The 24,683-nt window shown below is 68.0% G+C and carries 22 protein-coding genes and 1 pseudogene; 14 read left to right on the top strand and 9 right to left on the bottom strand.

Annotated elements, in window-relative coordinates:
* Positions 1-163: 163 nt before the first annotated feature.
* Positions 164-556: pseudogene (locus ACSQ86_RS25970) on the bottom strand (integrase core domain-containing protein); the annotation flags it as partial.
* Between the two features lie 357 nt (positions 557-913).
* Entirely contained in the window at positions 914-1,222 is a 309-nt protein-coding gene (locus ACSQ86_RS25975; protein ID WP_126837027.1) for a helix-turn-helix domain-containing protein, read from the bottom strand.
* Between the two features lie 239 nt (positions 1,223-1,461).
* On the opposite strand from ACSQ86_RS25975, the gene ACSQ86_RS25980 reads away from it, so the two are divergent.
* Entirely contained in the window at positions 1,462-2,010 is a 549-nt protein-coding gene (locus ACSQ86_RS25980) for a helix-turn-helix domain-containing protein (RefSeq protein WP_436310304.1), read from the top strand.
* Here the strand turns inward: ACSQ86_RS25980 and ACSQ86_RS25985 are convergent.
* Together ACSQ86_RS25985 and argE are read right to left on the bottom strand one after the other, a co-directional pair.
* Positions 2,007-3,113 carry a DUF445 domain-containing protein gene (locus tag ACSQ86_RS25985; protein WP_436309881.1) on the bottom strand — a complete coding sequence of 369 codons (1,107 nt, stop codon included), beginning with the start codon at positions 3,111-3,113 and terminating at the stop codon, positions 2,007-2,009. The genes ACSQ86_RS25980 and ACSQ86_RS25985 overlap by 4 nt on opposite strands.
* A 113-nt stretch (positions 3,114-3,226) precedes the next feature.
* A complete protein-coding gene (gene argE / locus ACSQ86_RS25990; RefSeq protein WP_436309882.1) occupies positions 3,227-4,435 on the bottom strand; it encodes an acetylornithine deacetylase in 1,209 nt (402 codons plus the stop codon).
* A gap of 107 nt (positions 4,436-4,542) precedes the next feature.
* On the opposite strand from argE, the gene ACSQ86_RS25995 reads away from it, so the two are divergent.
* The 3 genes from ACSQ86_RS25995 to ACSQ86_RS26005 are packed head-to-tail and all read left to right on the top strand — an operon-like array spanning position 4,543 to position 8,109.
* Positions 4,543-5,745 (top strand): glycerophosphodiester phosphodiesterase, encoded by a 1,203-nt coding sequence (locus ACSQ86_RS25995; protein ID WP_436309883.1) that lies wholly within the window; start codon positions 4,543-4,545, stop codon positions 5,743-5,745.
* Between the two features lie 58 nt (positions 5,746-5,803).
* The gene (locus ACSQ86_RS26000; protein ID WP_436309884.1) at positions 5,804-7,018 is read left to right on the top strand and encodes a M20 aminoacylase family protein; all 1,215 of its coding nucleotides are present in this window, start codon (positions 5,804-5,806) and stop codon (positions 7,016-7,018) included.
* Entirely contained in the window at positions 7,015-8,109 is a 1,095-nt protein-coding gene (locus tag ACSQ86_RS26005) for a M14 family metallopeptidase (RefSeq protein WP_436309885.1), read from the top strand. The genes ACSQ86_RS26000 and ACSQ86_RS26005 overlap by 4 nt, the downstream gene beginning before the upstream one ends.
* Here the strand turns inward: ACSQ86_RS26005 and ACSQ86_RS26010 are convergent.
* Entirely contained in the window at positions 8,106-8,879 is a 774-nt protein-coding gene (locus ACSQ86_RS26010) for a type III pantothenate kinase (protein WP_093108502.1), read from the bottom strand. The two genes, ACSQ86_RS26005 and ACSQ86_RS26010, sit on opposite strands and share 4 nt — an antisense overlap.
* A 118-nt stretch (positions 8,880-8,997) precedes the next feature.
* Between ACSQ86_RS26010 and lysM the strand changes: the two genes are divergently transcribed.
* Positions 8,998-9,462 (top strand): peptidoglycan-binding protein LysM, encoded by a 465-nt coding sequence (gene lysM, locus ACSQ86_RS26015; protein WP_093108445.1) that lies wholly within the window; start codon positions 8,998-9,000, stop codon positions 9,460-9,462.
* Positions 9,463-9,466: 4 nt separating this feature from the next.
* On the opposite strand, the gene ACSQ86_RS26020 is transcribed toward lysM, so the two are convergent.
* A complete protein-coding gene (locus ACSQ86_RS26020; RefSeq protein ID WP_436309886.1) occupies positions 9,467-9,931 on the bottom strand; it encodes a rhodanese-like domain-containing protein in 465 nt (154 codons plus the stop codon).
* A gap of 181 nt (positions 9,932-10,112) precedes the next feature.
* Here ACSQ86_RS26020 and ACSQ86_RS26025 point away from each other — a divergent pair, with 181 nt between their 5' ends.
* The 8 genes from ACSQ86_RS26025 to ACSQ86_RS26060 all read left to right on the top strand — a co-directional run bounded on the left by ACSQ86_RS26025 (position 10,113) and on the right by ACSQ86_RS26060 (position 21,167).
* Complete coding sequence (locus ACSQ86_RS26025; RefSeq protein WP_436309887.1) at positions 10,113-11,222, top strand: TRAP transporter substrate-binding protein; 1,110 nt, start codon at positions 10,113-10,115, stop codon at positions 11,220-11,222.
* 82 nt (positions 11,223-11,304) lie between these two features.
* Positions 11,305-11,964 carry a TRAP transporter small permease subunit gene (locus ACSQ86_RS26030; protein WP_436309888.1) on the top strand — a complete coding sequence of 220 codons (660 nt, stop codon included), beginning with the start codon at positions 11,305-11,307 and terminating at the stop codon, positions 11,962-11,964.
* Positions 11,961-13,874 carry a TRAP transporter large permease gene (locus ACSQ86_RS26035; RefSeq protein ID WP_436309889.1) on the top strand — a complete coding sequence of 638 codons (1,914 nt, stop codon included), beginning with the start codon at positions 11,961-11,963 and terminating at the stop codon, positions 13,872-13,874. Before ACSQ86_RS26030 ends, ACSQ86_RS26035 begins: the two co-directional genes overlap by 4 nt.
* Before the next feature lie 10 nt (positions 13,875-13,884).
* Positions 13,885-14,844 carry an extracellular catalytic domain type 1 short-chain-length polyhydroxyalkanoate depolymerase gene (locus tag ACSQ86_RS26040; RefSeq protein WP_436309890.1) on the top strand — a complete coding sequence of 320 codons (960 nt, stop codon included), beginning with the start codon at positions 13,885-13,887 and terminating at the stop codon, positions 14,842-14,844.
* 126 nt (positions 14,845-14,970) lie between these two features.
* Positions 14,971-17,025, top strand: a complete 2,055-nt coding sequence (locus tag ACSQ86_RS26045; RefSeq protein WP_436309891.1) for a DUF6600 domain-containing protein — start codon at positions 14,971-14,973, stop codon at positions 17,023-17,025.
* Positions 17,026-17,103: 78 nt separating this feature from the next.
* A complete protein-coding gene (gene gorA / locus ACSQ86_RS26050) occupies positions 17,104-18,459 on the top strand; it encodes a glutathione-disulfide reductase (RefSeq protein ID WP_436309892.1) in 1,356 nt (451 codons plus the stop codon).
* Positions 18,460-18,499: 40 nt separating this feature from the next.
* Positions 18,500-20,017 (top strand): AMP nucleosidase, encoded by a 1,518-nt coding sequence (locus ACSQ86_RS26055; RefSeq protein ID WP_436305680.1) that lies wholly within the window; start codon positions 18,500-18,502, stop codon positions 20,015-20,017.
* Between the two features lie 139 nt (positions 20,018-20,156).
* On the top strand, positions 20,157-21,167 hold the full coding sequence (locus tag ACSQ86_RS26060; RefSeq protein WP_436305681.1) for a Bug family tripartite tricarboxylate transporter substrate binding protein: 1,011 nt from the start codon (positions 20,157-20,159) through the stop codon (positions 21,165-21,167).
* Positions 21,168-21,176: 9 nt separating this feature from the next.
* Here ACSQ86_RS26060 and ACSQ86_RS26065 read toward each other — a convergent pair whose 3' ends face one another.
* Entirely contained in the window at positions 21,177-21,869 is a 693-nt protein-coding gene (locus ACSQ86_RS26065) for an ArsR/SmtB family transcription factor (protein ID WP_436309893.1), read from the bottom strand.
* A 51-nt stretch (positions 21,870-21,920) separates the two neighbouring features.
* On the opposite strand from ACSQ86_RS26065, the gene ACSQ86_RS26070 reads away from it, so the two are divergent.
* On the top strand, positions 21,921-23,075 hold the full coding sequence (locus ACSQ86_RS26070; RefSeq protein WP_436305683.1) for a cytochrome P450: 1,155 nt from the start codon (positions 21,921-21,923) through the stop codon (positions 23,073-23,075).
* Positions 23,076-23,081: 6 nt separating this feature from the next.
* Here the strand turns inward: ACSQ86_RS26070 and ACSQ86_RS26075 are convergent, their stop codons facing one another.
* Both ACSQ86_RS26075 and ACSQ86_RS26080 read right to left on the bottom strand, forming a co-directional pair.
* Positions 23,082-24,044, bottom strand: a complete 963-nt coding sequence (locus tag ACSQ86_RS26075) for a flavin-nucleotide-binding protein (protein ID WP_436309894.1) — start codon at positions 24,042-24,044, stop codon at positions 23,082-23,084.
* Positions 24,041-24,682 (bottom strand): glutathione S-transferase family protein, encoded by a 642-nt coding sequence (locus ACSQ86_RS26080; RefSeq protein ID WP_436309895.1) that lies wholly within the window; start codon positions 24,680-24,682, stop codon positions 24,041-24,043. The genes ACSQ86_RS26075 and ACSQ86_RS26080 overlap by 4 nt, the downstream gene beginning before the upstream one ends.
* Position 24,683 lies beyond the last annotated feature (1 nt).

Here is a 24,683-nt window from a genome sequence, read left to right on the forward strand (position 1 = left end):
AGGGTTGGGGTGAGGGCACTCGGGCCCTTGATTTGTACGCTGCGCCTGTGTGAGGCCGGGGCCGGAAATTCGCCCCGGCGGGCGACTCACTTTTCTTGTCTCGCTGTACGGACCGGGGACCTGGGTAACGGGTGTGCGGGGACATAGTAAACACCTTGAATGCTCAGGATGGAGTGGCGGGGTTACGCAGATCCAGCCGCATGAAGCGGTGATGACAGAAGAATGTGTCGAAGCAGCCATCTGCCTTGGGGTCCGGGCGCATCGCCACAGGCAGCCTGTGCAAGGCACTGGACAGGCGCAGCTTGCGACCCTCGAAGTACACCCAGCCGTTCCTGCCCACCAGCACTCGGTCATTGGGTCCATATTCAATCGGTGCCAGCGCGGCAGGCAAGGCCCGAGGGCTCACTTGATAGCGCGCCGCTGGCGTTTGCATGCCCAGCGCCTCGTGCGGGCGCTCGTGGTTGTACACGCTGCGCCAGTGCTCGAAGGCGTCCTGGGCCTGAGCCAGGTCCATGAAGCTGCGCCCATTGAGCACCTCGGCCTTGAGCGAGCGATGGATGCCTGGCGTCAACTATTTCGAGCGCTCGCATTGACTCATCGGATTTGCTACCCGGGCTGACCCGTTGCCTCACGCAATTTGCTACTCGCCGGATGGTCCGGCGGGAGTAGTACTTCGTGACGAGGCGAATCAGCATGGCAACACGCAAGCAGTTGATCGTGCGCTACGAGCGCGCTACAGCGGCGCGCCACCAATGGAGAAGACGAAGATTCTGGATGAGTTCGTGGCCCTGACCGGATAAATATCCGGGGGACGGCCTTCCGGCTCTGCACGGCCTACTTCGACCAACGTACCCGGAAGGAAGGCCGCCACCTTGTGGCGGTGGGCATCTAGCCTTGAAGCAACGCCAGCGGACTAGTATTCCGCTCTAGGAGCATGCGGCCTCTCAACGAGCTTTGCTTCCGTCTCCATAAGAAGCTCCCCTGCACTTCGCCCAAGGGCCCTTGCGAGCCGCAAAATCAACGCCAGGGTCGGCATATGCTCGCCGCGCTCGATCTTCCCCATATGCGAGCGCTCGATGCCTGCTCGATGAGCCAAGGCTTCTTGCGCTACTCCATCTTCAAGCCGTAGCGCGCGGATCACAGCGCCAAACGCACGAGCTGGCGCGACTTCAAAGGTGGTCGCACCAGCCGGTCGCCCCCTCTGAGTAGTCCGCTTCTGCATGGACAGAAGCGTCAGGGTTTGAAATAATAAAAACCACGTTATCTTTAACTCAGGTTGTCCTAGGCGGATGTATGTTCTTCCTGGCCCCCACGATCAGCAAGGAAGCTGAATAGCACATGGGCGAAAAGCAACTTGCCTCGCCGTTCCCGACCGCTCAGCCGTTTCGGCTGCCGGCGTCAGTGCTTCGCGCGCGCTTGCCCCGAGTGTCCCCACCTTCGCGCAGCAGTTCAGCAACGCGCATCGGCCAGCAAGTACGCGCCCTACGGATCGCCTCTGGCGCTTCCGGTGGCGAGCTCGCCTCCTCTGCTGGCGTTTCGAGCTCCATGCTCTCCCGCATCGAGCGCGGTCTCGTGTCCCCTTCCGTCGAAACCTTGGATCGCATCGCCACCGGCCTGGGCGTGCCCGTCTCACGCTTCTTCAGCGACCAGTCCAGCCGCACCGATTTCTCGCACGTACCCGCAGGGCGGGGCATCTTGGTGGATCGGGTCGGTGCTGTGGCCGGCTACCGTTACGAGCTGCTCGGCCATCAGCTCTCCGGCAACCTGTTCGTAGAGCCTTATCTGGTGACGCTGCAGCCGGAGGCTGAGCCCTACGTCACCTTCCAGCACCCGGGCGTGAAGTTCCTGCACCTTCTCTCAGGCCGAGTCTCCTACCGCTACGGCGCGAGAGTGGTGAAGCTGGGGCCAGGGGACTCGCTGCAGTTCGATGCCACAGCGTTGCATGGCATCGAGGCCGTTGAGGCTGGCCCGGTGACGTATCTATCGGTCGTGTTCACGATGCGAGACTAAGCCCTCGTCACCTGCGTCAGCGCGTGAATGATCAATCCCACCAATCCACCCACCAGCGTCCCGTTCACCCGTATGAACTGCAGGTCCCGCCCGATGTGGCGTTCGAGCTCGAGTGTCATCTCGTCCGCGTTCCACGCTTCGACGCGTTCGACGATGTAGCGCCGGATGTCCTCCCGGTAGCGCTCGATCGCGCGCGGCGCCGCGTCCACGATCTGCTCGTTGATCCAGCGCCGCATAGCCGCGTCGGCCGCAAGGCGCGCGCCCAGCGCACCTGCCATCGCGACGATTCGCTGGCGAATGCCCGAATCGGTCTTCGTCAGGTCGTCGTGCAGCCAGGCCAGCAGCTCGCCCCACAGGCCATGCAGGTAGTCGCCCAGCGCAGGATGCGCCTGCAGTTCCGCGCGGATGGCCTCGCCGCGGCGATGGAATTCGGGGTCGGTCTTGAGCTTCGCGATGAAGACGTGCATGAAGACATCGAAGCGCAGCCGCAGCGGATGCCCGGGCTCGGCCGCCATCTCCGCGATGGTGCGTGCCACGGCGGCCACGATCTTGCGCGTGGCCAGCTTGGCGGCGACCTGGTCCAGGCCCACATAGCGCAGCGCCTTGATCTCGCGCGCGATCGCCTCGGTGATCTGTTCCTGCACCTCGTCGCCTTCGACCACGCCGGCGACCTGCGCAAGCACGTCGTCGAGCAAGGCCTGGTGCCGCCCGTCTGCGGTCAGCGCATCGAGCGCCTGGCCCGCCAGCCGCGAGATGTCGACCTGCGCCAGACCCGCGGTCGCGATGCGGCCGAGGAAGTCGCGCACGCGCGCATCGTCGAAAGCGCTGAGCCCGTAGCGCGCGGCAGCCACCAGGTGCTCGCCGAGCTTGGCCGCATGCTCGGGCGCCGAAAGCCAGTGTGCCAGCCGCGCGGCCGGGTCGAGCTGCGCCAGCTTGGCCAGCACCTGCGACGTGCTCAGGAAGTTGTTGCAGATGAAGCCGGCGAGCTTGGCGCCGATGCGGTCCTTGTTGGCCGGGATGATTGCGGTGTGCGGGATCGGCAGGCCCAGCGGATGCCGGAACAGCGCCACCACCGCGAACCAGTCGGCGATCGCGCCGATCATCGCGGCTTCCGCGAACGCGGCGACGTACCCCCAGGCAGGGTGTTGCGCCTCGAGCGCGGTCGCCGCCGCGTACAGCAGCGCGGCGGCGCAGAGCAGGCCGAAGGCAATGCGCTTCAGCGGATTTCCTTCGTCGTTGCCAACCCCCGCAGGAACTGCTCGCAGCGCGCCAGCTGCTCCAGCGTCACGTACTCGTCGGGCTGGTGCGCCTGATTGATGCTGCCGGGGCCGCACACCACGGTCGGGATGCCGGCGTTCTTGAAGATGCCGGCCTCGGTGCCGAAGGCGACCAGCGTGGTGCGCGACTCGTTAGCCAGGCGCTGGGCAAGGCGCGTGACCGGATCGTCGGCCGTGGTCAGGAAGCTCGGGATCTCGCAGATGGTCTCGAAGATGAAGCCGGCGTCGGGCGCGACCTTCTTCATGCCGGCCTCGATGCGGCTCGCGTAGCCGCGGAGCTCCTCCTGCATCTGCTGCGCATCGGCGGTGGGCAGGTCGCGGAATTCGTAGCGGAACTCGGCGTCGCGCGGCACCACGTTGTCGGCGATGCCGCCGTGGAACTGGCCCACGCTGGCGGTGCTGAAGGGCACGTCGAAGCCGGCGTAGCGCGGTTCGTCGCGTTCGAAGCCCTCGGCCATGTCGCGCAGTTTGCCGACCACCCGCGCCGCCATCTCGATCGCATTGACCGACTGCGGCGTGAGCGAGGAATGCGCCTCCTTGCCGCGCACGCAGCAGCGGTAGCGGTAGACGCCCTTGTGCGCGATGGCCGGCACCATCAGGGTCGGCTCGCCGACGATGCAGGCCAGCGGCTTGATGCCCTGGTCCTTCATGTCGGCGATCATTTCCTTGACGCCGAAACAGCCGACCTCCTCGTCGTAGCTAAAGGCGAAGTGCACCGCGAACGGCGACTCGCTTTCGATGAAGCGCTCGGCATTGGCCAGCGTGATCGCGATGAAGCTCTTCATGTCGGCCGACCCGCGGCCATAGAGGCGCGGCTCGGCATGCACCGCCTCGCCGTCATGGCCGTCCTGCGGCCAGTCCTGCACGGTGGCGGAGAGCGGGTCGACGCTCCAGTCCTGGCCGTCCCAGGGCACGGTGTCGGTATGGCCCGAAACGATGACGCCGGCCTTCTTGCCGGCGCCCAGCGTGGCGAACAGGTTGGCCTTGGTCTTGTCGGCGTTGTAGGTGAGCCGGCTGCGCACGCCCAGGCCGGCGAGGTGGTCGCGCGCGAAGTCGATCAGCTCCAGGTTGCTGTTGGCGCTCACGGTGTTCATGCGCACCAGCGTTTGCGCGAATTCGAGGCTGCGGGTGGAAAGCACATGGGACATGCGGACGATTGTCCCGGAAGTCCGGCCAGCCCGCCGCTGCCGCCGGGAAACTGTCACCGCATGGGAGTAGGCTGCGCTTTTTTTCAAACCGGATGGAGAAGAAGCTCATGACGCTATCGAAGATCGCGGCGACCGCACTGGCCGCAAGCGCCGCCCTCGGCCTGGCCGCCTGCAGCCTGCCGGGCACCGGCCCGTCGGGCAAGCTGCCCACGCTCGACGGCCAGCCGCCGCTGGTGGTGGCGCACCGCGGCGCCTCGGGCTTGCTGCCCGAGGAAACGCTGGAAGCCTATGCGCGCGCGATCGAACTCGGCGCCGACATGATCGAGATGGACCTGGTGTCGACCAAGGACGGCGTGCTGATCACGCGCCACGACCCCAACCTCGCGATCAGCACCGACGTCGCCAAGCGCCCCGAATTCGCGGCGCGCAAGAAGACCATCCAGGTCGACGGCGAAACCCAGACCGGCTGGTTCAGCAACGACTTCACGCTGGCCGAGATCAAGCGCCTCGGCGCGATCTCGACCGATGCCGAGCGGCCGCAGCAGTTCAACGGCCAGTACAAGGTGCCGACCTTCCAGGAAGTGATCGACCTGGCCAAGGCCAAGTCGCGCGAGACCGGCCGCACCATCGGCATCTATCCCGAGACCAAGAACCCGACCTACTTCCGCGACCTGGGCATGCCCATGGAAGACAAGCTGATCGCCATGCTCGAGGCCGCTGGCTGGAACAGCCGCACGGCGCCGGTGCTGGTGCAGTCCTTCGAGCCCGGCAGCCTCAAGTACATGAAGAGCAAGGGCCTGAAGACCCGGCTGATCCAGCTGATCGACGGCGACGGCATCGACATGAAGACCGGCGCCATGACCTACGCGGTGCCGGTGGACCGCCCCTACGAGTGGACCAAAGCCGGCGACAAGCGCAACTTCGACGTCATGGTCACGCCCGCGGGCCTGGCCGAGATCAAGACCTATGCCGACGGCATCGGCCCGTGGAAGCGCTACATCGTGAGCATCAAGGGCACCGTCGGCGCCGACGGCAAGCCGGTCGACGTCAACCGCGACGGCAAGGTCAACGATGCCGACGCCACCTCCACCGCGCCGACCAGCCTGGTGGCCGACGCGCACAAGGCCGGCTTGTTCGTGCACCCCTTCACCTTCCGCAACGAGTCGCGCCGGCTGGCAGCGGATTACAAGGGGGACGCGGCCAACGAGTACCTGGCCTACTACCGGCTCGGCGTCGACGGCGTCTTCACCGACTTCACCGACACCGCGTTGGCAGCCCGCCGCAGCTGGCTGAAGGAAACCGGCCGCTGAGTCGGATGAGGGGGCACGGTCTTTGCGAGCCTCTTGCGCAAAGCCTAGACTCGTGCCCATGAAACTCATCGATTCCCTCGTCACCGAGGCGGCCGGCATCGCCGCGGTTCGACGTGACTTGCATGCCCATCCCGAACTCTGCTTCCAGGAAGTGCGCACCGCCGACGTGGTGGCGGCCAAGCTCACCGAATGGGGCATCCCGATCCACCGCGGCCTCGGCACCACCGGCGTGGTCGGCATCGTCAAGAACGGCACCTGCACACGCGCCGTCGGCCTGCGCGCCGACATGGATGCGCTGCCGGTCACCGAGCTCAACACCTTCGCGCATGCGAGCAAGCACCCCGGCAAGATGCACGCCTGCGGCCACGACGGCCACACCGCGATGCTGCTGGCGGCGGCGCAGCATCTCGCCAAGCACCGCAACTTCGACGGCACGATCTACCTGATCTTCCAGCCCGCCGAAGAAGGCGGCGGCGGCGCGCGCGAGATGGTCAAGGAAGGGCTGTTCGAGCAGTTCCCGATGGAAGCCGTGTTCGGCATGCACAACTGGCCGGGCATGAAGGCCGGCCAGTTCGCGGTGAGCCCCGGGCCGGCCATGGCCTCGAGCAACGAGTTCACCATCACCATCCGCGGCAAGGGCGGCCATGCGGCGCTGCCGCACACCGGCATCGACCCGGTGCCGGTGGCCTGCGAGATGGTGCAGGCCTTCCAGACCATCATCACGCGAAACAAGAAGCCCACCGACGCGGGCGTGATCTCGGTCACGATGATCCATGCGGGCGAAGCCAACAACGTGATTCCCGACAGCTGCGAGCTCAAGGGCACGGTGCGCACCTTCACGCTGGAGGTGCTCGACCTGATCGAGGCGCGCATGCAGAAGATCGCCGAGCACGTGAGCGCGGCGCACGACGCGCAGTGCGAGTTCCGCTTCCACCGCAACTACCCGCCCACCATCAACACGGCCGACGAAGCGAACTTCGCCCGCCGCGTGATGGCCGGCATCGTCGGCGCGGACAACGTGCTGGTGCAGGAACCAGCGATGACGGCCGAGGACTTCGCCTTCATGCTGCTGGCCAAGCCGGGCGCCTATGCCTTCATCGGCAACGGCGACGGCAGCCACCGCGACATGCACCACGGCGGCGGGCCCTGCATGCTGCACAACGCGAGCTACGACTTCAACGACGATCTGATTCCGCTGGGCGCGACCTGCTGGGTCCGGCTGGCCGAAGAGTTCCTCCAGGGGCCGAAGGCGCCTGAAGAGACGGCCGCATGATCGGCGTCGGCGAGGCCTTCTCCCCTCGCTACGCGCAGGCACGCCAGAAGTTCCTGCAGGGTTGCGCGAGCGCGGGGCTGGCCATGCGCTCGCATGCCCATCCGCTCGAGGGGCGCGACGGCGAAGCGCTCGCGATGGATGTGGCGCTGGATGGCGAAGCGAAGGCCGAGAACCTGTTGATCGTGAGCAGCGCCTGCCACGGCGTCGAAGGCCACTGCGGCAGCGGCGTGCAGGTCTTCGCGCTGCACGATGCCGAGTGGCGCGAAAAGGCGCGCGACCAGGGCGTGGCCGTGCTGTACGTGCATGCGCTCAACCCGTACGGCTTCTCGTACAGCCGGCGCGTGACGCACGAGAACGTGGACCTGAACCGCAACTTCCTCGACTTCTCGCAGCCGCGGCCCGTCAACGAGGCGTACGCCAGCCTGCATCCGCTGCTGCTGCCGGACGAATGGCCGCCGACGCCGGCCAACCAGGCCGAGATCGGCAGTCTCATCGAACGCGAGGGCCTGGGCTTCTACCAGGCCGCCGTGACGCGCGGGCAGTACCAGTTTGCCGACGGCTTGTTCTACGGCGGCGTCGCGCCGACCTGGAGCAACAGGACCTTGCGCGAAGTGCTGCGCACCCACGCCGGTGGCGCGCGGCGCATCGGCTGGATCGATTTCCACACGGGCCTCGGCCCCAGCGGCATCGGCGAGCGCATCTTCGCCGGCAGGGACGACAAGGCCGCCTATGCGCGCGCCAATGCCTGGTGGGGCACGGCGGCGGCGCCGGTGACTTCGATGTACGACGGCTCGTCCACCTCCGCCTTTCTGACCGGCTTGATGTGCTATGCGCTCGACGACGAATGCCCGCAGGCCGAGCACACCTCGATCGCGCTCGAGTACGGCACCTTGTCCATGCTCGAAGTGACGCAGGCCCTGCGGGCCGATCACTGGCTCCACAAGCATCCGGAGGCGCCGGCCGAACTGGCCGCGGCCATCCGGTCGCAGATGCTGGAGACCTTCTACACGGACACGGATGCCTGGCGAGGGCAGGTCATCAGCCAGGCGCGCCAGGCGATGTTCCAGGCGGTGGACGGGCTGGCTTCTTAGGACGCCAACAGGCGCTCCTGCGCAATCACCAGCAATCCGTCCATGATCAACCCATCCACGAGCTCGAATTCCCCGTTCATGCTCGGCGCCATCTTCCAGGCCGCCCCGCCCGTCATGTAGCAGGCCGGCTCCACGCCGCAATGCGAGCGCACGTGCTGCACCATGCGCTCCACCGCCCCCGCGATCGCATAGGTGCCGCCGCTGGTCAGCGCATCGCTGGTGTTGGTGGGGAATTCGCGCACTTCACCGGTCGGCACGTGCAGGCCCGCGGTGCCCGATTCGAGTGCGCGCAGCATGATGCCGTGGCCCGGCAGGATCAGGCCGCCGAGGAACTTGCCGTTCGCATCCACGCCCTCGACCGTCACCGCGGTGCCGATCATCACCACCACCATCGGACGCGTCGGCCCCTGCGAGAGCATGCGGTGGCGCGCGCCGATCATCGCGACCCAGCGATCGGAGCCCAGGCGCGTCGGATGGTCATAGCCGTTCACGATGCCGGCTTCGGCGGCGCTCGAAACCACCCAGCGCGGGGAACAGTCGAAGCGCTCCACCACCTGCTCCTCGGCCCGCCGCCGCACCGTGTCGCCGGCCACCACGCAACCGAGCATCGAGGCCGGCGCGGGCAGGTCCGCCCAAGGGCCGTCGGCCAGCCGCTCGATATGGTCGAGAAACTCGGCACCGTGCGCCAGCAGCGACGCGCCCGGCCGCGCCGCATCGTAGAGGGACCACTTGAGGCGGGTGTTGCCGATGTCGATCGCGAGGAATGCCATGCGCGGCATTATTGCGAGTTCTTACGGGAGCTTGCACATGCGGCCGCAGCCTACGCGCGGCGGTCACTTTCCGACGGTACAGTGCCCTTCCGATCAACCAAGGCGCAAGGAGAACACCATGGGTTTGCTGAGTTTCATCAAAGAGGCGGGGGAAAAACTGTTCGGAGGCTCCTCGGCCCAGGCGGCGGAACCGGATGCCAACCAGAAGGCAGCCGCCGCGATCAAGACCTACATCGAGACCCAGAACCTGGGCCTGACCGGCTTGGAAGTGACTTACGTCGCCGCCTCGGGCGTGGTCACGCTCGCGGGCAACGCCCCCTCGCAGGAGGCCAGCGAAAAAGCATCGCTCGCGGCGGGCAACGTGGCCAACGTGAGCCAGGTCGACAACAAGCTGGTGGCACCCGCGGCCGATCCGGCGCAGTACCACGACGTGGTCAAGGGCGACACGCTGTCGGCCATCTCGAAGAAGTATTACGGCGATGCCAACAAGTACAACGCGATCTTCGAAGCCAACAAGCCGATGCTGAGCCACCCGGACAAGATCTACCCCGGTCAAAAACTCCGCATCCCTCCCCTCAAGTAAACGGTCAGTTCTGCTTCCAGGGCAAGCCGCGCAGGCGCCAGCCGCCTTTGCGCCCGCGATGGCCCTCGGCGTCGGCGTCGCCCTCGAAGCCTTCGAGGATGTTGTAGGCCTCCAGGCCTAGTTCGGTGGCGCGCCGCGCGGTCGAGATGGAACGCACGCCGCTGCGGCACAGCATCACAACCTTCTTGCCCGCCGGCACGGCAGCCTTGAGACCCTCGTCGAAACCGGCATTGAGCGCCATCCCCGGCCACTGCTTCCAGGCCAGACCCACCCCGCCGGGCACATAGCCCACCCATTCGCGCTCGGCATCGCTGCGCACGTCGACCAGCACCGCCTCGCCACCGGCGACCCACGCGTAGGCCTGCTCAGGCGTCACGTCGCCGGCATAGCCCTCGGCCGGCCGCACGCCCGCTCGTTCACCGGCTGGTGCGCTGCCTGCGCTGGTTGGGTTCGGGTCCGGCTGGGTCATGGCACTGTCATCCTTCTGTTCGCTAGGGTTACTGCTTAGAAGCGGGCGGTCTTTGCGTCAGAAGTCCGTTCCGCATCCCACGATTTTTCACCAGTTCGTGAAAACCCTCTTTGTCGCGAATGTTCACGTGTCAAAGATGGCAGTCTGGGGTTTTCCAGACATATCAACGGAGAAATACGCAATGACCGAGAACAAACCGAACCGCCGCCGCAGCCTGCTCAAAGGCGCAGCCGTGGCGGCCGGCGCCATGTCCGCGCCCATGGTCAGCATGGCGCAGACCGCGTCCTTCCGCTTCCAGAGCACCTGGCCCGCAAAGGACATCTTCCACGAGTACGCACAGGATTTCGCCAAGAAGGTCAATGACATGGCCGGCGGCCGCCTCAAGATCGAGGTGCTGCCCTCCGGCGCGGTGGTACCGGCCTTCCAGTTGCTGGAGGCGGTGAACAAGGGCACGCTCGATGGCGGCCACGGCGTGGTCGCCTACCACTACGGCAAGAACTCGGCACTGGCGCTCTGGGGCTCGGGCCCCGGCTTCGGCATGGACGCCAACACGGTGCTGGCCTGGCACAACTACGGCGGCGGCAAGGCGCTGCTCGACGAGATCTACAAGAGCCTGAACATGGAGGTGGTGTCCTATCTCTACGGCCCGATGCCGACGCAGCCGCTGGGCTGGTTCAAGAAGCCGGTGGCCAAGGTGGAAGACATGAAGGGCCTCAAGTTCCGCACCGTCGGGCTGGCGGTCGACGTGTTCACCGAGATGGGCACGGCCGTGAACCCCTTGCCGAGCAGCGAGATCGTGCCGGCGCTCGACCGGGGCCTGATCGACGCGGCCGAGTTCAACAACGCCTCCAGCGACCGCGTGCTCGGCTTCCCCGACGTGGTGAAGAACTGCATGCTGCAGAGCTTCCACCAGTCGAGCGAGCAGTTCGAGATCCTGTTCAACAAGGCGAAGTACGGTGCGTTGCCGCAGGAGCTCCGCTCGATCATCGACTACGCCGTGCAGGCGGCCAGCGCCGACATGAGCTGGAAGGCCGTGCAGCGCAATTCGCAGGACTACGCGGACATGAAGAAGGCCGGCATCAAGTTCTACAAGACGCCCGACGCCGTGCTGCGCGCCCAGCTCGCGGCCTGGGACAAGACCATCGCCAAGAAGGCCGAGGAGAACCCGCTCTTCAAGAAGGTGCTCGATTCGCAAAAAACCTTTGCCGAGCGTGCCCTGCAGTGGCAAAACGACTACAACGTCGACTTCAAGATGGCCTACAACCACTACTTCAGCAAGAAGAAGGCCTGAGCTTCAGGGGCCGCCGCTGCCATCAGCCATCCGGGCGTTTCCGGGTGGCTGATTTTTTTGATATGTGAATCTTCCGCGTTCCATGACCATTCAACGATTTCTCCACACCGTCGACCGCTTCAGCATGGTGGTGGGCAAGACCTTCTCCTGGCTCATCGTCGCGCTGATGCTGCTGGTGTGCGGCGAGGTCTTCAAGCGCTATGCGCTCAACGCGCCGACCGCGTGGATCTTCGACGCCAACAACATGCTCTACGGCACGCTCTTCATGATGGGCGGCGCCTACACCCTCGCGCAGGCGGGCCATGTGCGCGGCGACTTCTTCTACGGCAGCATGAAGCCACGCACCCAGGCGGCGCTCGACCTGGCGCTGTTCGCGCTGTTCTTCCTGCCCGGCGTGGTGGCGCTCACCTGGTCGGGCTGGACCTATTTCAATGACTCGCTCGCGATGCGCGAGCAGACCTTCAATGCCGACCCGATCCCGGTCTACCCCTTCAAGTTCGTGATTCCGGTCGCCGGCATCGTGCTGCTGCTGCAGGGCTTCGCCGAGATGGTGCGCTGCGTCGTCTGCCTCAAGACCGGCGAGTGGACGCCGCGCCTGAAGGATGCCGAGGAGATGGACGTGGTCGGCGAACAGCTCGCGAGCAGCAGCTACGTCGACGAGGCGGCCAAGCGCGAGGTGATGGAGCGGGCGAAGGACATCGAACACGCGGCCCAGCAGCGCAGCGCCGGGGGCCAGTCATGAGCGAAGCGGCACTCGGCCTGTCGATGCTGGGCCTGATCGTGGTGGTGATCATGCTCGGCTTCCCGACGGCGTTCACGCTGATGGGGCTGGGCATGTTCTTCGGCTTCATCGCGTTCTACGACCCGTCCGTGCCCTGGCTCGACAACAAGGTGTTCGACCTCATGGTGCAGCGCGCCTTCGGCGCGATGACCAACGAAACCCTGCTCTCGATACCGCTCTTCGTGCTGATGGGCTACGTGATGGAACGCGGCGCGCTGGTGGACAAGATGTTCCACAGCGTGCAGCTCGCCTTCCGCCGCGTGCCGGGCTCGCTGGCGGTCACGACGCTGATCGTGTGCACCTTCTGGGGCATCGCGAGCGGCCTGGTCGGCGCGGTGGTCGTGCTGATGGGCGTGATCGCGATGCGGCCGATGCTGAACGCCGGCTACGACACGCGGCTGGCGGCCGGCGTCATCACGGCCGGCGGCACGCTGGGTATCCTGATCCCGCCCTCGGTGATGATCATCGTGTACGCGGCCGTCGCCGGGCAGTCGGTGGTCAAGCTCTATGCGGCCGCGATGTTCCCGGGCTTCTTCCTGGCCTTTCTGTACCTGATCTACGTGATCGGCTGGGCCATGCTGCAGCCCAAGGTCGCGCCCAAGCTGCCGATCGACCAGCAGCGCGCGCCGGTCTCGCCCTGGGTCGCCCACCTCGCGGCCAGCTATTCGCCGCGCATGCTGCCGGCCCTGTTCGCCGCCGTGCTGGCGCCGGCGCGCGCCCTGCGCGGCAGCGTCGAGGGCATGAAGATCACCTGGGCGTTGCTGCTGCGCAACCTGCTCACCGCGCTGGTGCCGCTGGCGCTGACCGCGGTCATGCTGGGCGCCGTTTGGTGGTACGTGACGATCTATTCGCAGCAGGACAGCAATCCGGCCAGCCCGCCCGTCGCCACCCAATCGGCAGAGGCCGCGAAGGCCGGCGCGGGCGCATCGCTGCCCGAGCCGTCCGGCGGCGGACTGGCTGAGCCGCCCACGACCGAAGGCGCGCAGGAGCCGGAATCGTCCGGCGGCGTCGAGGAGCCGCCCGGCAGCGAAAGCGCCGCGCCACAGGCCCAGGAGGGCGGCCTGCAGCAACTGGGCGAAGCCGTCGACGCGCCGAAGACGGCGGCCGTGCCAGAGGCCTTCTACATCGGCTTCGCGGTAGCCTGCGCCTTCGCGCTCGTGCTTCTGGGCTGGTACTACTGGCGAATGGACGCGGAGCAGTTCGAGATCCTGCGCATGCTGGCCTCCTCGGTCATGCCGCTCGCGACGCTGACGCTGGTGGTGCTGGGCGTGATCCTGTTCGGCATCACGACCGCCACCGAATCGGCCGCGGTGGGCGCAGCAGGCGCCTTCCTGATGGCGTGGCAGGCCGGCACGCTGAACTTCAAGAAGATCAAGGAGGCGGTGTTCCTGACGCTCAAGACCACCTCCATGGTGTGCTGGCTGTTCGTCGGCTCGGCGCTGTTCTCGGCGGTCTTCGCGCTGCTCGGCGGACAGCGGATCATCGAGGAATGGGTGCTCGGGATGAACCTGAGCCCGCTGCAGTTCCTGCTCCTGTCGCAGGCGATCATCTTCATCCTGGGCTGGCCGCTCGAGTGGACCGAGATCATCGTGATCTTCGTGCCCATCTTCCTGCCCCTGCTGGCGCACTTCCAGATCGATCCACTGCTGTTCGGCGTGCTGATCTTCGTGAACCTGCAGGCGGCCTTCCTGTCGCCGCCGGTGGCGATGTCGGCCTTCTATCTGAAGGGCGTCTCGCCGCCGCATGTCACGATCAACCAGATTTTCGCGGGCATGATGCCGTACATGCTGATCGTGATCCTGTGCATGGTGTTCATGTACATCTGGCCGGGCCTGACGCTGTGGCTGCCGCAATACCTCTACGGGGGTTAGCCGACGCCTGATGGCTTCCCTGTTCGAAGAATTCAAGCGCCGCCTCGCGCAATGGGCCGGCGCCGTCCCGCACGCGCTGCGGCGCGCCGGGCTGCTGGTGCCTGCGCGCGAAGCCGAGGCCGACCAGTGGCTCGACGGCAGTTTCACGCACCAGCACCGCAGCATCGCCTACAAGCTCTTCGTCCCGGCCCGGAACACCGGCCAGCGGCGCCCGCTGCTGCTGATGCTGCACGGCTGTACGCAGGACCCGGATGACTTCGCAGCCGGCACGCAGATGAACCGGCTCGCCGCCGAGCGCGGTTTCCTGGTGCTCTACCCGACGCAGACGAAGCAGCACAACGCCGCGAGGTGCTGGAACTGGTTCCTGCCGCAGCACCAGCAGCGCGAGCGCGGCGAGCCGGCGCTCTTGGCCGCGCTCACGCGAGCGGTGATGGCGGAGCAGGCGGTCGATCCGGCGCGCGTCTACGTGGCGGGCCTCTCGGCCGGCGGCGCGATGGCCCACATCCTCGCTCGCACCCATCCTGAGCTCTTCGCCGCGGTCGGCGTGCACTCGGGCCTGCCGATCGGCGCGGCGAAAGACCTGATGTCGGCAATGGCCGCGATGAAGAACGGCGCGGCGGCCGCGACGGCGGGCCCGGTGCGGCCGACCATCGTCTTCCATGGCGATGCCGACGAGACGGTGCATCCGCGCAACGGCGAAGAGGTGGCGACGGCCGCGCTCGCCGCCGAGGCCGGCGGCGGCAGGCCGCAAGCGCACGAGACGCAAGGCCGGTCGAAGCAAGGCCGCGCCTATGCCCGCCGCACCTACGCCGATACCCATGGCCGCATCACGGTCGAGCACTGGCTGCTGCACGGCGCCGGCCACGCCTGGGCCGGCGGCAGCGCGGAGGGCTCGTTCACCGATCCCACCGGGCCGGACGCGAGCGCCGAAATGCTTCGCTTCTTTCTCTCGCATCCGCAGACGCCCTAGCCCGCCACCCGGCTCGCGCTTACATCAGGTTGCGCACCGGGCGCGATATTTCCAAAGCTTTGCAAAGCGGATGCCAGCGCCGGGCCCGCTCGCGCGTTAATAGGGACGTCACGAAGGGAACGACCCATGAAACACCGCACCACCTCGACGTCCGGCCGCCGCGCGGCCGGCTGGCTGCTGGGTCTGGCGCTGCTCTTCACCGGGCTTGCGGCCTTTGCCCAGCAGGATCCGCCGGGCCGCGTGGCCCGCCTCAATTTCCATCAAGGCACCATCAGCTTCTCGCCGGCCGGCGACGACAGCTGGTACGACGTGGTCCCGAACCGGCCGATCACCACCGGCGACCGCCTCTGGACCGACCGCAATGCCCGCGCCGAACTGCACGTGGGCTCCGCCACGCTGCGCCTGGACGACCAGACCAGCATCGCGGTGTCCGAACTCGACGACGACACCGCGCGCATCACGGCGCAGCAGGGCCGCCTGCAGCTGCGCGTGCGCGACGAGCTGGCGGGCCAGCGCCTCGAGATCGACACCGGCAACCTTGCCGTGGTGATCGACGCCCCCGGCGACTATCGCATCGAGGCCGACCCGGCTGCCGGCACCACGCGCGTGGCCATTGCCGCCGGCAGCGCCACGCTCTATGGCGAAGGCGGCGAATCGATGCCGCTCGGCGCGCGCCAGCAGCTCACGGTATCGGGGCGCAATCTGGCGACGGTGAGCGGTGGCCCAGTGCGCGCCGGCAACGACGCCTTCGAGCGCTGGGTGGCCGAGCGCGATCGCATCGAAGAGCAGTCGATCTCGGCGCGCTACGTCTCGCGCGAAGTGGTCGGCTACCAGCAGCTCGACAACTACGGCGACTGGCAGAACGTTCCCGAATACGGCAACGTCTGGTACCCGCGCAATGTGGACGCCGACTGGGCGCCCTATCGCGACGGCCAGTGGGTCAATGTGGCGCCCTGGGGCTGGACCTGGGTCGATGCCCAACCGTGGGGCTTTGCGCCTTCCCATTACGGCCGCTGGGCCCGCATCGGCTCGCGCTGGTGCTGGGTCCCGGGGCGGCCGAATGTGCGGCCGATCTATGCGCCGGCGCTGGTCGGCTTCGTGGGCGGCGCCAACATCGGCGGCGGCCGCAACGGCGTGGGCTGGTTCCCGCTCGCGCCGGGCGAGCCCTGGCGGCCGGGCTACCGCGCCAGCCAGCGCTACATCGACGAGGTCAATCGCGCGATCGCCTACCAGCAGCAACTGGCGCGCGCTGAGTACCTGCACCGCAACACGCCCGGTGCGCTCTCGCTGGTGCCAGTGGATATCTTCGGCCGCGGCCCCATCGCCCGGCGCGACTTCTTGCGCATGCCCGAGGACCGCATCGCGCACATGCAGGTCGCACCGGCGGCACCGATCCCGCCGCGCGGCGATCGCCACTTCGGCGGCTTCGGGCGCCCCGCCGCTTCGCTGCCGCCGCCTGCTTTTCAGGCACGACAGCAGCAGCAATTCCAGTTCGAGCAGGCACGGCAACAGCCCCAGGCACAGCAAGCGCAGCAACAGCTCCAGCAGCGCGCAGCACAGGCGCAGGCGCAGCAGCAACTTCAGTCGCAGCAGGCACAGCGCTTCCAACAGGCCCAGCAGTTGCAACAGGCGCAACAGGCGCAGCAACTCCAACAGGCGCAGCAACTTCAGCAGATGCAGCAACGCGACGGGCTGCGCCAGCAGCAACAGGAGCGCGCCGCGCAGGCACAGGCACAGGCACAGGCACAGCAGCAGATGCAGTTGCAGGCCACACGCCAGCAGCAGGAGATGCAGCAGCGTGCCGCTGCCCAGGCACAGGCCCAACAGATGCAACAGCAGCAGGCCTTGCGGGCACAGCAGCAAATGCAGGCGCAGCAACAGGCTCAACAGATGCAGCAGCTGCAACAGCAGCAGGCCCTGCGGGCACAGCAGCAGATGCAGGCGCAGCAACAACAGGCCCAGCAGATGCAGCAGTTGCAACAGCAGCAGGCCTTGCGCGCGCAGCAGCAGGTGCAGGCGCAGCAGCAGGCCCAGCAACACAACGCGATGCGCCAAGCGCAGGAAGCCCAGCAGCGTGCCTTGCAACAGCAACAGCAGCAGTTGCAGCAGCGCGCCGGCGATCCGCGTGTGCAGCAGCGCTGGACGTCGCGGGACTCCGCTCAGCAAGGCGATCGCCCCTGAGTGGGCCGCGGCCGATCACGAAACCCGCGCGCAGCAGCCGCTCCTTCGGCCGGCTACAGTCGGCCGCAAGGAGCACCCATGCGCACATTCGACTTCGACCTTTTCGTGATCGGCGGCGGCAGCGGCGGCGTGCGCGCGGCGCGCATGTCGGCCCAGCGCGGCGCTCGCGTGGCGCTGGCCGAATGCGCCGAGCTGGGCGGCACCTGCGTCAACGTCGGCTGCATTCCCAAGAAGCTCTACAGCTACGCCGCCGGCTATGCCGAATCCTTCGAGGAAGCCGCGGGCTTCGGCTGGCGGCTCGGTGAACCGCGCTTCGACTGGAACCGGCTCAAGGCCAATCGCGCACGCGAAATCACGCGGCTCAACGGCGTCTACCGCAGCCTGCTCGAAGGCGCCGGCGTCACGCTGATCCAGGGCTGGGCGCAACTGGCCGACGCCCAGACAGTGCAGATCGGCGAGAAGAAGCACACGGCGCGTCACGTGCTGGTCGCCACCGGCGGCATGCCCTTCGTACCGGAGGTGGCGGGGCGGGAGCACTTGGTGGTCTCCGACGCGATGTTCGACCTCGACCCTTTTCCGAAGCGGCTTCTGGTGGTGGGCGGCGGCTACATCGCCTGTGAGTTCGCCTCCATCTTCAACGGGCTGGGCGCCCAGGTCACGCAGCTGTACCGCGGCGCGCACCTGCTCAACGGCTTCGACGAGGACCTGCGCCAGTTCCTGGCCAAGGAGATGACGCGCACCGGCATCGACATCCGCTTCAACTGCGAGATCGACATGATCACGCGCACGGACAGCGGCCTGTGCGCGCTGCTCTCGCGCGGCCAGCGCGTCGAGGCCGACACCATCCTCTACGCGACCGGCCGCGTGCCCAACACGCAGGGCCTGGGCCTCGAAGCCGCCGGCGTTGCGCTCGACGAGCGCGGCGGCGTGGTGGTCGATGCGCATTACCGCAGCTCGGTGCCCTCGGTCCTTGCGGTGGGCGACGTGTCGACGCGGCAGCAGTTGACGCCGGTGGCGCTGGCCGAAGCCATGGTGGTGGTGGACACGCTCTTCGGCAAGGGACCGCGGCAGCTCGACTACGAATTCACGCCGACGGCCGTCTTCACCCATCCGAACATCGGCACCTGCGGCTACACCGAGGCCGCGGCGCGCGCCAAGTTCGGCAAGGTCAGCGTATTCAGCAGCGAGTTCAAGGCCCTGCGCCACACGCTCTCGGGGAGCGGTGAGCGCACCTTCATGAAGCTGATCGTCGACCGTGCCAGCGACCGCGTGGTCGGCCTGCACATGGTGGGCCCCGACGCGGGCGAGATCGTGCAGGGCTTCGCGGTCGCGATGCGTGCCGGCGCCACCAAGGCGATGTTCGACAGCACCATCGGCATCCACCCCACCGTTGCAGAGGAGTTCGTCACGATGCGGGAACCCATGCCAGGCTAGCCCCGCGCAAGTCGCCGCCGGCACGCTGCACAATGAGCGGATGCCCTACATGCCCGCCTTCGTCGCACCCGCCCGCTTCACCGACCCCGACGCAGCCCTCGAACAGGTGCGGCTCATCTACAACGGCGGCCTGCAGCACCTGCGCGACGCGATGCAGCGCTTCGTGGCCGGCGACAGCCTGGCCGGCCGCGTGCGCGCCTGCTACCCCTTCGTCCGCGTTCATACGCACACGGTCTCGCGTCGCACGCCGGCGGCCAACGCCTGGCTGAGCTACGGCTTCGTTGCCGGGCCGGGCCGCTATGAAACCACGCTGACGCGGCCCGATCTGTTCCACCGCTACTACCGCGAGCAGTTCCGGCTCTTGCTCGAGAACCACGAAGTCGAGCTCGAAGTCGGCACCAGCACGCAGCCGATCCCGGTCCACTTCTCCTTCGCCGAGAACGACCACATCGAAGGCACGATGAGCGCCGAGCGCCGCGCCCTGATGCGCGATGTCTTCGACCTGCCCGATCTCGGCGCCATGGACGACGGCATCGCCAACGGCACCTTCGAGCCCAAGCCCGGCGAGGCGCAGCCGCTCTCGCTCTTCACCGCGGCGCGCGTGGACTACTCGCTGCACCGGCTGCGCCACTACACCGGCACCGCGCCCGAGTGGTTCCAGAACTTCGTGCTCTTCACCAACTACCAGTTCTACATCGACGAGTTCGTGCGCCTCGGCCACGAAGCGATGACCGACGAGCAGAGCGAATACATTGCCTTCATCGAGCCCGGCAATGTGATCACGCGCCGGCGCGGGCTCGCGGCGGGTTCGAGCGGCACCTTCGGCGTGCTGCTCGACGGTACGCAAGGCACGCCGCCGGGGCGCCTGCCGCAGATGCCGGCCTACCACCTGGTGCGCGAGGACTACAGCGGGATCACGATGGTCAACATCGGCGTCGGCCCGGCCAATGCCAAGACCATCACCGACCACGTGGCGGTGCTGCGCCCGCACGCGTGGATGATGCTCGGCCACTGCGCCGGCCTGCGCCAGGGGCAGCAGCTCGGCGACTACGTGCTGGCCCACGCCTACGTGCGCGAGGACCACGTGCTCGACGAGGAGCTCCCGCTGTGGGTGCCGATCCCGGCGCTGTCCGAAATCCAGCTCGCGCTCGAGAAGGCGGTGGCCGACGTCACCGGCATGCAGGGCACGCAGCTCAAGAAGATCATGCGCACCGGCACGGTGGCCAGCACCGACAACCGCAACTGGGAGCTCTTGCCCGGCAACCAGCCGCAGCGGCGCTTCAGCCAGAGCCGCGCGGTGGCGCTCGACATGGAAAGCGCCACCATCGCGGCCAACGGTTTCCGCTTCCGCGTGCCCTACGGCACCCTGCTGTGCGTGAGCGACAAGCCGCTGCACGGCGAGATCAAGCTGCCCGGCATGGCCAACCAGTTCTACCGCGAGCGGGTGGAGCAGCACCTGCGCATCGGCATGGCCGCAATCGACGTGTTGCGCAGCGAAGGCTCGAGCCGGCTGCACAGCCGCAAGCTGCGCAGCTTCGCCGAAGTGGCCTTCCAGTAGGCGAAGCGCCGCTTTTCGAGATTTTTGTTGGCGCGAGACTGGCGTTTCCTCGCGACAGTCGTCACCGAACTCTGCGGGTCGTGGGCTAGGATTCCACCTGTCAGCAACAAATTGACACAATCTGTGTCCCCACTCCACCATGGTTGACCCGACGCGGCGCATCTTCACCTCGTGGCTCGCCGCCACCGCAGCCGGCGCCCTGCCGGCATCCGCATGGGCCCAGGCGGCACGGCCCGCGCCCGCCGCCGCAGCAGCAGCGACCGCCGCAGCAATCCCGCGCCTGCGCATCGTCATCCCGGCCAACGAAGGCGGCGGATGGGACCAGACCGGCCGCGCCCTCGGCGCCGCGCTGATCGCCGCCGGCGCGGTCGGCCAGATCGAGTACGAGAACATCGGCGGCAAGGGCGGCACCATCGGCCTCGCGCGCTACGTCGAGAAGTACGACGCCGACCCCGACACCCTGCTGATGAGCGGCATGGTGATGGTCGGTGCCGTGGCGCTGCAGAAGCCCCCCGTCGACATGAACCGCATCGCACCCGTGGCGCGGCTGACCAGCGACTACGAGATGGTGGTGGTCAAGAGCGACTCGCCGATCAAGACCGCGAAGGACCTGATCGCGAAGATGCGCGCCGAGCCCACCAGCGCCGCCATCGCCGGTGGCTCCGCCGGCGGGGTCGACCACATGTTCGCCGGCCTGCTGGCACGCGCGGCTGGCAACACCGCGGCACTCGTCTACCAGCCCTTCCCCGGCGGCGCCCAGGTGGTGTCGGCGGTGGAGTCCGGCCAGGCCGTCGCCGGCATTTCGGGCTACAGCGAGTTCAGCGAGCACATCGCCAGCGGCAAGCTGCGCGCGATCGGCGTGTCGTCGAAGAGCCCGTTCCAGGGTGTCCCGTCGGTACGGCAGCAGGGCGTGGACGCGGATCTCGCCAACTGGCGCGGCGTCTTCACCGGTCGCGCGGTGCCGCCGCAGCGCCAGGCCGCGCTGCTGGAAGCCGTGCGGCGCGCGGTGGCCACGGACGCCTGGCAAAAAACCATCAAGCGCAGCAATTGGGACAGCTACTGGATGGAAGGGAAGGACTTCAAGTCCTTTCTCGAACTGGACGTGGCAACGGCCGGCGTCCTGACCTACATCCTCAAGCTCAAAGCCTGAAGAAGTCCCTCACGCCAGGCCGAAGAGCTCCGGCATTTCGCGCTTTGCCTTGGGCGTAAGCGCGAGGGCCCGGCCGTCCAGTTCCTGGCGCACCCAGCCGCGCCGCAGCGACAGTTGCAGCCAGGCCGCGCCGAGCGCGCCGCCCAGGTGCGGCCGCCGCTCGCTCCAGTCGAGGCAGGCGCAGGCAAAACGCCGGCGCGAGCTGCGCGCGTTCTCGATGTCCAGCCCCAAGCTTTCTAGCGCCACCGCGCCTTCGGCCGTGAGCTCGTAGGCGCCGCCCTCCGCCGTCGCCTGCAGCCAGCCCTGCGCATGCAGCCGGTCGTGCAGCGCGACGCCGGCCGTGCCGGCCATGTGGTCGTAGCAGGTGCGCGCCGCACGCAGGCGGCTTGGTGCGGTCGGCTGGAATTCGCTGCGCGGCGCGCCGGCGACCACCAGCAGGCCTTCGAGCACGGCGGCGACCTCGCTGCCCGCAAGCCGGAAATAGCGGTGCTTGCCCTGCGCCACCGACTCCACCAGCCGCTGCTCCTTGAGCCGCGCCAGGTGCGCGCTCGCGGTGGAGGCCGCGACCTCGCCCACGGCCGCCAGCTCGGTCGCGGTGCGGGCGTGGCCGTCGAGCAGGCAGCACAGCATGCGCGCGCGGGCCGGTTCGGCGATGGCGCCGGCCAGGCGCGCCAGGTAGGTGTCGGCCGTGGATGCATCCATACTTCGATGCTAAGCGAAGTGTGTGCGTGCGGGAAGCATCACACTTCGGACATGAACCACGACATCGCCCCGCCAGCCGACGCCATCGCGGCCGTCACCCACCCCGACCCCTACCCCTGGTACGCCGTACTGCGCCAAGGACCCGCGCTGATCTACGACGAAGGCCTTCGCCTCTGGGTCGCGAGCCGTGCCGAGACCGTGCGCGAGCTGCTCGCCAACCCTGCGCTGCGCGTGCGGCCCGCGGCCGAGCCGGTGCCGCGCGCGATCGCGGGCACGCCGGCCGGCGAAGTGTTCGGCCGTCTCGTGCGCATGAACGACGGCGCGCCGCATGCCGCGCACAAGCCGGTGCTGCAGCGCGCGCTGGCCGGGCTCGATCTGCAGTCGGCGCACTCGGGCGTTCTGGAAGTCGCGACGCGAATGCCCGCCGCGTCGCTGTCCGACGCCTGCTTCGCGTTGCCGGTCGCGGGCGTTGCGCACCTGTTGGGCTTCGCCGACGAGGAGTTGCCGCGCATCTCGGACTGGATGCGCGACTTCGTCGCCTGCCTGTCGCCGCTGTCCACCGCGGCGCAGCTGCAGGCCGCGAGCGAGGCCGCGCAAGCGCTGATGGCGCGCTTCGAGCAGCTCGTCGCCGCGCAGCCCGCGCGCGACGGCAGCTTGTTGGCTGCGGTGCGCGCCCAGGCGCCGGACGACAACTCGCGCGCCCTGCTGGCCAACCTGGCCGGCCTGCTGTCGCAAACCTGCGAGGCCACGGCCGGCCTGCTGGGCAACAGCCTGGTGGCGCTCGCACGCGAGCCGGGGCTCGGCCGCACGATCGAATCGCAGCCCCAACTGTTGAACGCCCTCGTGCAGGAAGTCGCGCGACACGATCCCTCGGTGCAGAACACGCGCCGCTTCGTCGCCGAAACGACCCTCGTGGCAGGCACGGCACTCGCACCGGGCGATGCGGTGCTGCTGGTGCTGGGCGCCGCGAACCGCGACCCGGCGCTGAACCCCTCGCCGGCGATCTTCGAATTGGCGCGCCCCGATCGCCAGACCCTGGGTTTCGGCCATGGCCTCCACAACTGCCCCGGCCAGGCGCTGGCCTGCACCGTGGCAGCGGCGGGCGTGCAGGCGCTGCTGGCAGGCGGCGCCGACACCGCATCGCTGCGTGAACGCGGCTGGGATTACCGGCCCTCGGTCAACGCCCGCATCCCTGTCTTCCACTGAGCTGCTTCACACGGCTGCCGGCCAGCGTCCCGTCGCCTCCAGATGCGGCGACAGGGCCGCGGGCCCGAAGCGCAGCGGCAGCGCGGCCGGCGCATGCTGCGCGGCCACCACCTGCATGCGCAGCAAGCGCTTTGCGCCGGCGAATACAGCGACCTCTGGCCCGTCCCAGACGATCTGGGCCTTGACGAAGAGCTGCAGCAAATCGCCGGTCTCGAAATCGATGAACAACAGGCCGGCGACCGGATTGATCGCGATGTTGCCCAGGGTGTTGAAGAAGGTGTTCCCGACGAAGTCCGGCACCGTGAGCGTGTCCTCGCCGCTCAGCTGCACGAAGCCGGGGCGGCCGCCGCGGTGCGAGACGTCGATGCCATGGGCCGGCGAGCCTGCATCGCCGGCCGAAGGATGCGCAGTGGCGATGAAGAAGGTGTCGGCCGCGCGCACCATGCGCTTCGCCTTCATATCGAGCCGGTCGCTGCGGGGCCCGACATGCGCGTCCTGCGCACCGCCGACGAACAAGGGCTCGCGCGCCTGGATGTACTTGGGGCAGTTGCCGAAGCTCTGGCCCACCGCGACCGAGAAGCCCCGCGCGTCGACCGCGTCGACCACGCCGTTCATGCGATTGCGCCGGCGCGTGTGCGGCTCGATGCCGAGCAAGCCGATCGGCGCGCCGGGCGCGAGCGCGGCGCCCAGCGGGTCGTCCCGCAGCGGCCGCGCATCGATACGCAGGTGCATCGGGTCGGGCGAATGCGCAAAGCCCGGCGGCGCCGCCAGCGCGCTGGCCCAGGGACGGCCTTCGGCATCCAGGCTGCCCGCGATCAGGAAGGGCAACTGCGCGAAGAAGCTGCGGTGCTGGTCGGGCATGTGATCGCGGACCACGCGCGGGCCGATCTCGGCCATGCGTTGGCCGATGCCGGCGCGCGACTGCAGCGCACGCTCGCCCTCGTGCCAAGTGACGGCAGCGGCGTTCATGCTCTCAGCCCAATGCGCGACGCCACCATCGGCACGAAGCCCGGCAGCGCCTCGATGCGTGCCAGCCATTCGCGCACCTTCGGATAGGGCTCCAGCGACACATTGCCTTCGGGCACATGCGCGACGTAGCTGTAGTTGGCGATGTCGGCGAGCGTCGAAGCGTCGCCTGCGAGGAAGGGGCGGTCGCAGAGTTCGGCCTCCATCACTTTCAGCAGGTTGTGGGAGCGCGCGATCACGTCGGACGGGTCGGTGGCCAGGCCGAACAACACGATCACGCGCGCCATCGAAGGGCCTTGCGCCAGCGGCCCGGCCGCGACCGAGAGCCAGCGCTGCACCCGCGCCGCGCCGAGCGCGTCGCGCGGCAGCCAGCGCGATGGATCGGGTGCGTAGCGTTCGTTGAGGTAGAGCAGGATCGCGTTCGAATCGGCCAGCGTGACCTCGCCGTCCTCGATCACCGGCACCTGGCCGAAGGCGTTGCGGCGCAGGAACTCGGGGCTGCGCTGCGCGCGCGCTGCGAGATCGATCTCGACGACTTCGAAAGGCAGCCCGAGCAGTCCGAGGAACAGACGCACGCGGTGCGAGTGGCCGGAGATCGACGAGCTGTAGACCGTGATGGGGCGGGCGGGACGGGTGGGCATG

This window comes from Variovorax sp. LjRoot130, from assembly GCF_964253755.1.
In the GTDB taxonomy this organism is placed as follows: Bacteria; Pseudomonadota; Gammaproteobacteria; order Burkholderiales; family Burkholderiaceae_C; genus Variovorax.

What these genes read in the sequence shown, in the direction of transcription:
- ACSQ86_RS25975 (WP_126837027.1), bottom strand. Translation starts at nt 1,222, where the DNA reads ATGCAGAAGCGGACTACTCAGAGGGGGCGACCGGCTGGTGCGACCACC.
- ACSQ86_RS25985 (WP_436309881.1), bottom strand. Translation starts at nt 3,113, where the DNA reads ATGATCGGCGCGATCGCCGACTGGTTCGCGGTGGTGGCGCTGTTCCGG.
- argE (WP_436309882.1), bottom strand. Translation starts at nt 4,435, where the DNA reads ATGTCCCATGTGCTTTCCACCCGCAGCCTCGAATTCGCGCAAACGCTG.
- ACSQ86_RS25995 (WP_436309883.1), top strand. Translation starts at nt 4,543, where the DNA reads ATGACGCTATCGAAGATCGCGGCGACCGCACTGGCCGCAAGCGCCGCC.
- ACSQ86_RS26000 (WP_436309884.1), top strand. Translation starts at nt 5,804, where the DNA reads ATGAAACTCATCGATTCCCTCGTCACCGAGGCGGCCGGCATCGCCGCG.
- ACSQ86_RS26005 (WP_436309885.1), top strand. Translation starts at nt 7,015, where the DNA reads ATGATCGGCGTCGGCGAGGCCTTCTCCCCTCGCTACGCGCAGGCACGC.
- ACSQ86_RS26010 (WP_093108502.1), bottom strand. Translation starts at nt 8,879, where the DNA reads ATGGCATTCCTCGCGATCGACATCGGCAACACCCGCCTCAAGTGGTCC.
- lysM (WP_093108445.1), top strand. Translation starts at nt 8,998, where the DNA reads ATGGGTTTGCTGAGTTTCATCAAAGAGGCGGGGGAAAAACTGTTCGGA.
- ACSQ86_RS26020 (WP_436309886.1), bottom strand. Translation starts at nt 9,931, where the DNA reads ATGACCCAGCCGGACCCGAACCCAACCAGCGCAGGCAGCGCACCAGCC.
- ACSQ86_RS26025 (WP_436309887.1), top strand. Translation starts at nt 10,113, where the DNA reads ATGACCGAGAACAAACCGAACCGCCGCCGCAGCCTGCTCAAAGGCGCA.
- ACSQ86_RS26030 (WP_436309888.1), top strand. Translation starts at nt 11,305, where the DNA reads ATGACCATTCAACGATTTCTCCACACCGTCGACCGCTTCAGCATGGTG.
- ACSQ86_RS26035 (WP_436309889.1), top strand. Translation starts at nt 11,961, where the DNA reads ATGAGCGAAGCGGCACTCGGCCTGTCGATGCTGGGCCTGATCGTGGTG.
- ACSQ86_RS26040 (WP_436309890.1), top strand. Translation starts at nt 13,885, where the DNA reads ATGGCTTCCCTGTTCGAAGAATTCAAGCGCCGCCTCGCGCAATGGGCC.
- ACSQ86_RS26045 (WP_436309891.1), top strand. Translation starts at nt 14,971, where the DNA reads ATGAAACACCGCACCACCTCGACGTCCGGCCGCCGCGCGGCCGGCTGG.
- gorA (WP_436309892.1), top strand. Translation starts at nt 17,104, where the DNA reads ATGCGCACATTCGACTTCGACCTTTTCGTGATCGGCGGCGGCAGCGGC.
- ACSQ86_RS26055 (WP_436305680.1), top strand. Translation starts at nt 18,500, where the DNA reads ATGCCCTACATGCCCGCCTTCGTCGCACCCGCCCGCTTCACCGACCCC.
- ACSQ86_RS26060 (WP_436305681.1), top strand. Translation starts at nt 20,157, where the DNA reads ATGGTTGACCCGACGCGGCGCATCTTCACCTCGTGGCTCGCCGCCACC.
- ACSQ86_RS26065 (WP_436309893.1), bottom strand. Translation starts at nt 21,869, where the DNA reads ATGGATGCATCCACGGCCGACACCTACCTGGCGCGCCTGGCCGGCGCC.
- ACSQ86_RS26070 (WP_436305683.1), top strand. Translation starts at nt 21,921, where the DNA reads ATGAACCACGACATCGCCCCGCCAGCCGACGCCATCGCGGCCGTCACC.
- ACSQ86_RS26075 (WP_436309894.1), bottom strand. Translation starts at nt 24,044, where the DNA reads ATGAACGCCGCTGCCGTCACTTGGCACGAGGGCGAGCGTGCGCTGCAG.
- ACSQ86_RS26080 (WP_436309895.1), bottom strand. Translation starts at nt 24,682, where the DNA reads ATGCCCACCCGTCCCGCCCGCCCCATCACGGTCTACAGCTCGTCGATC.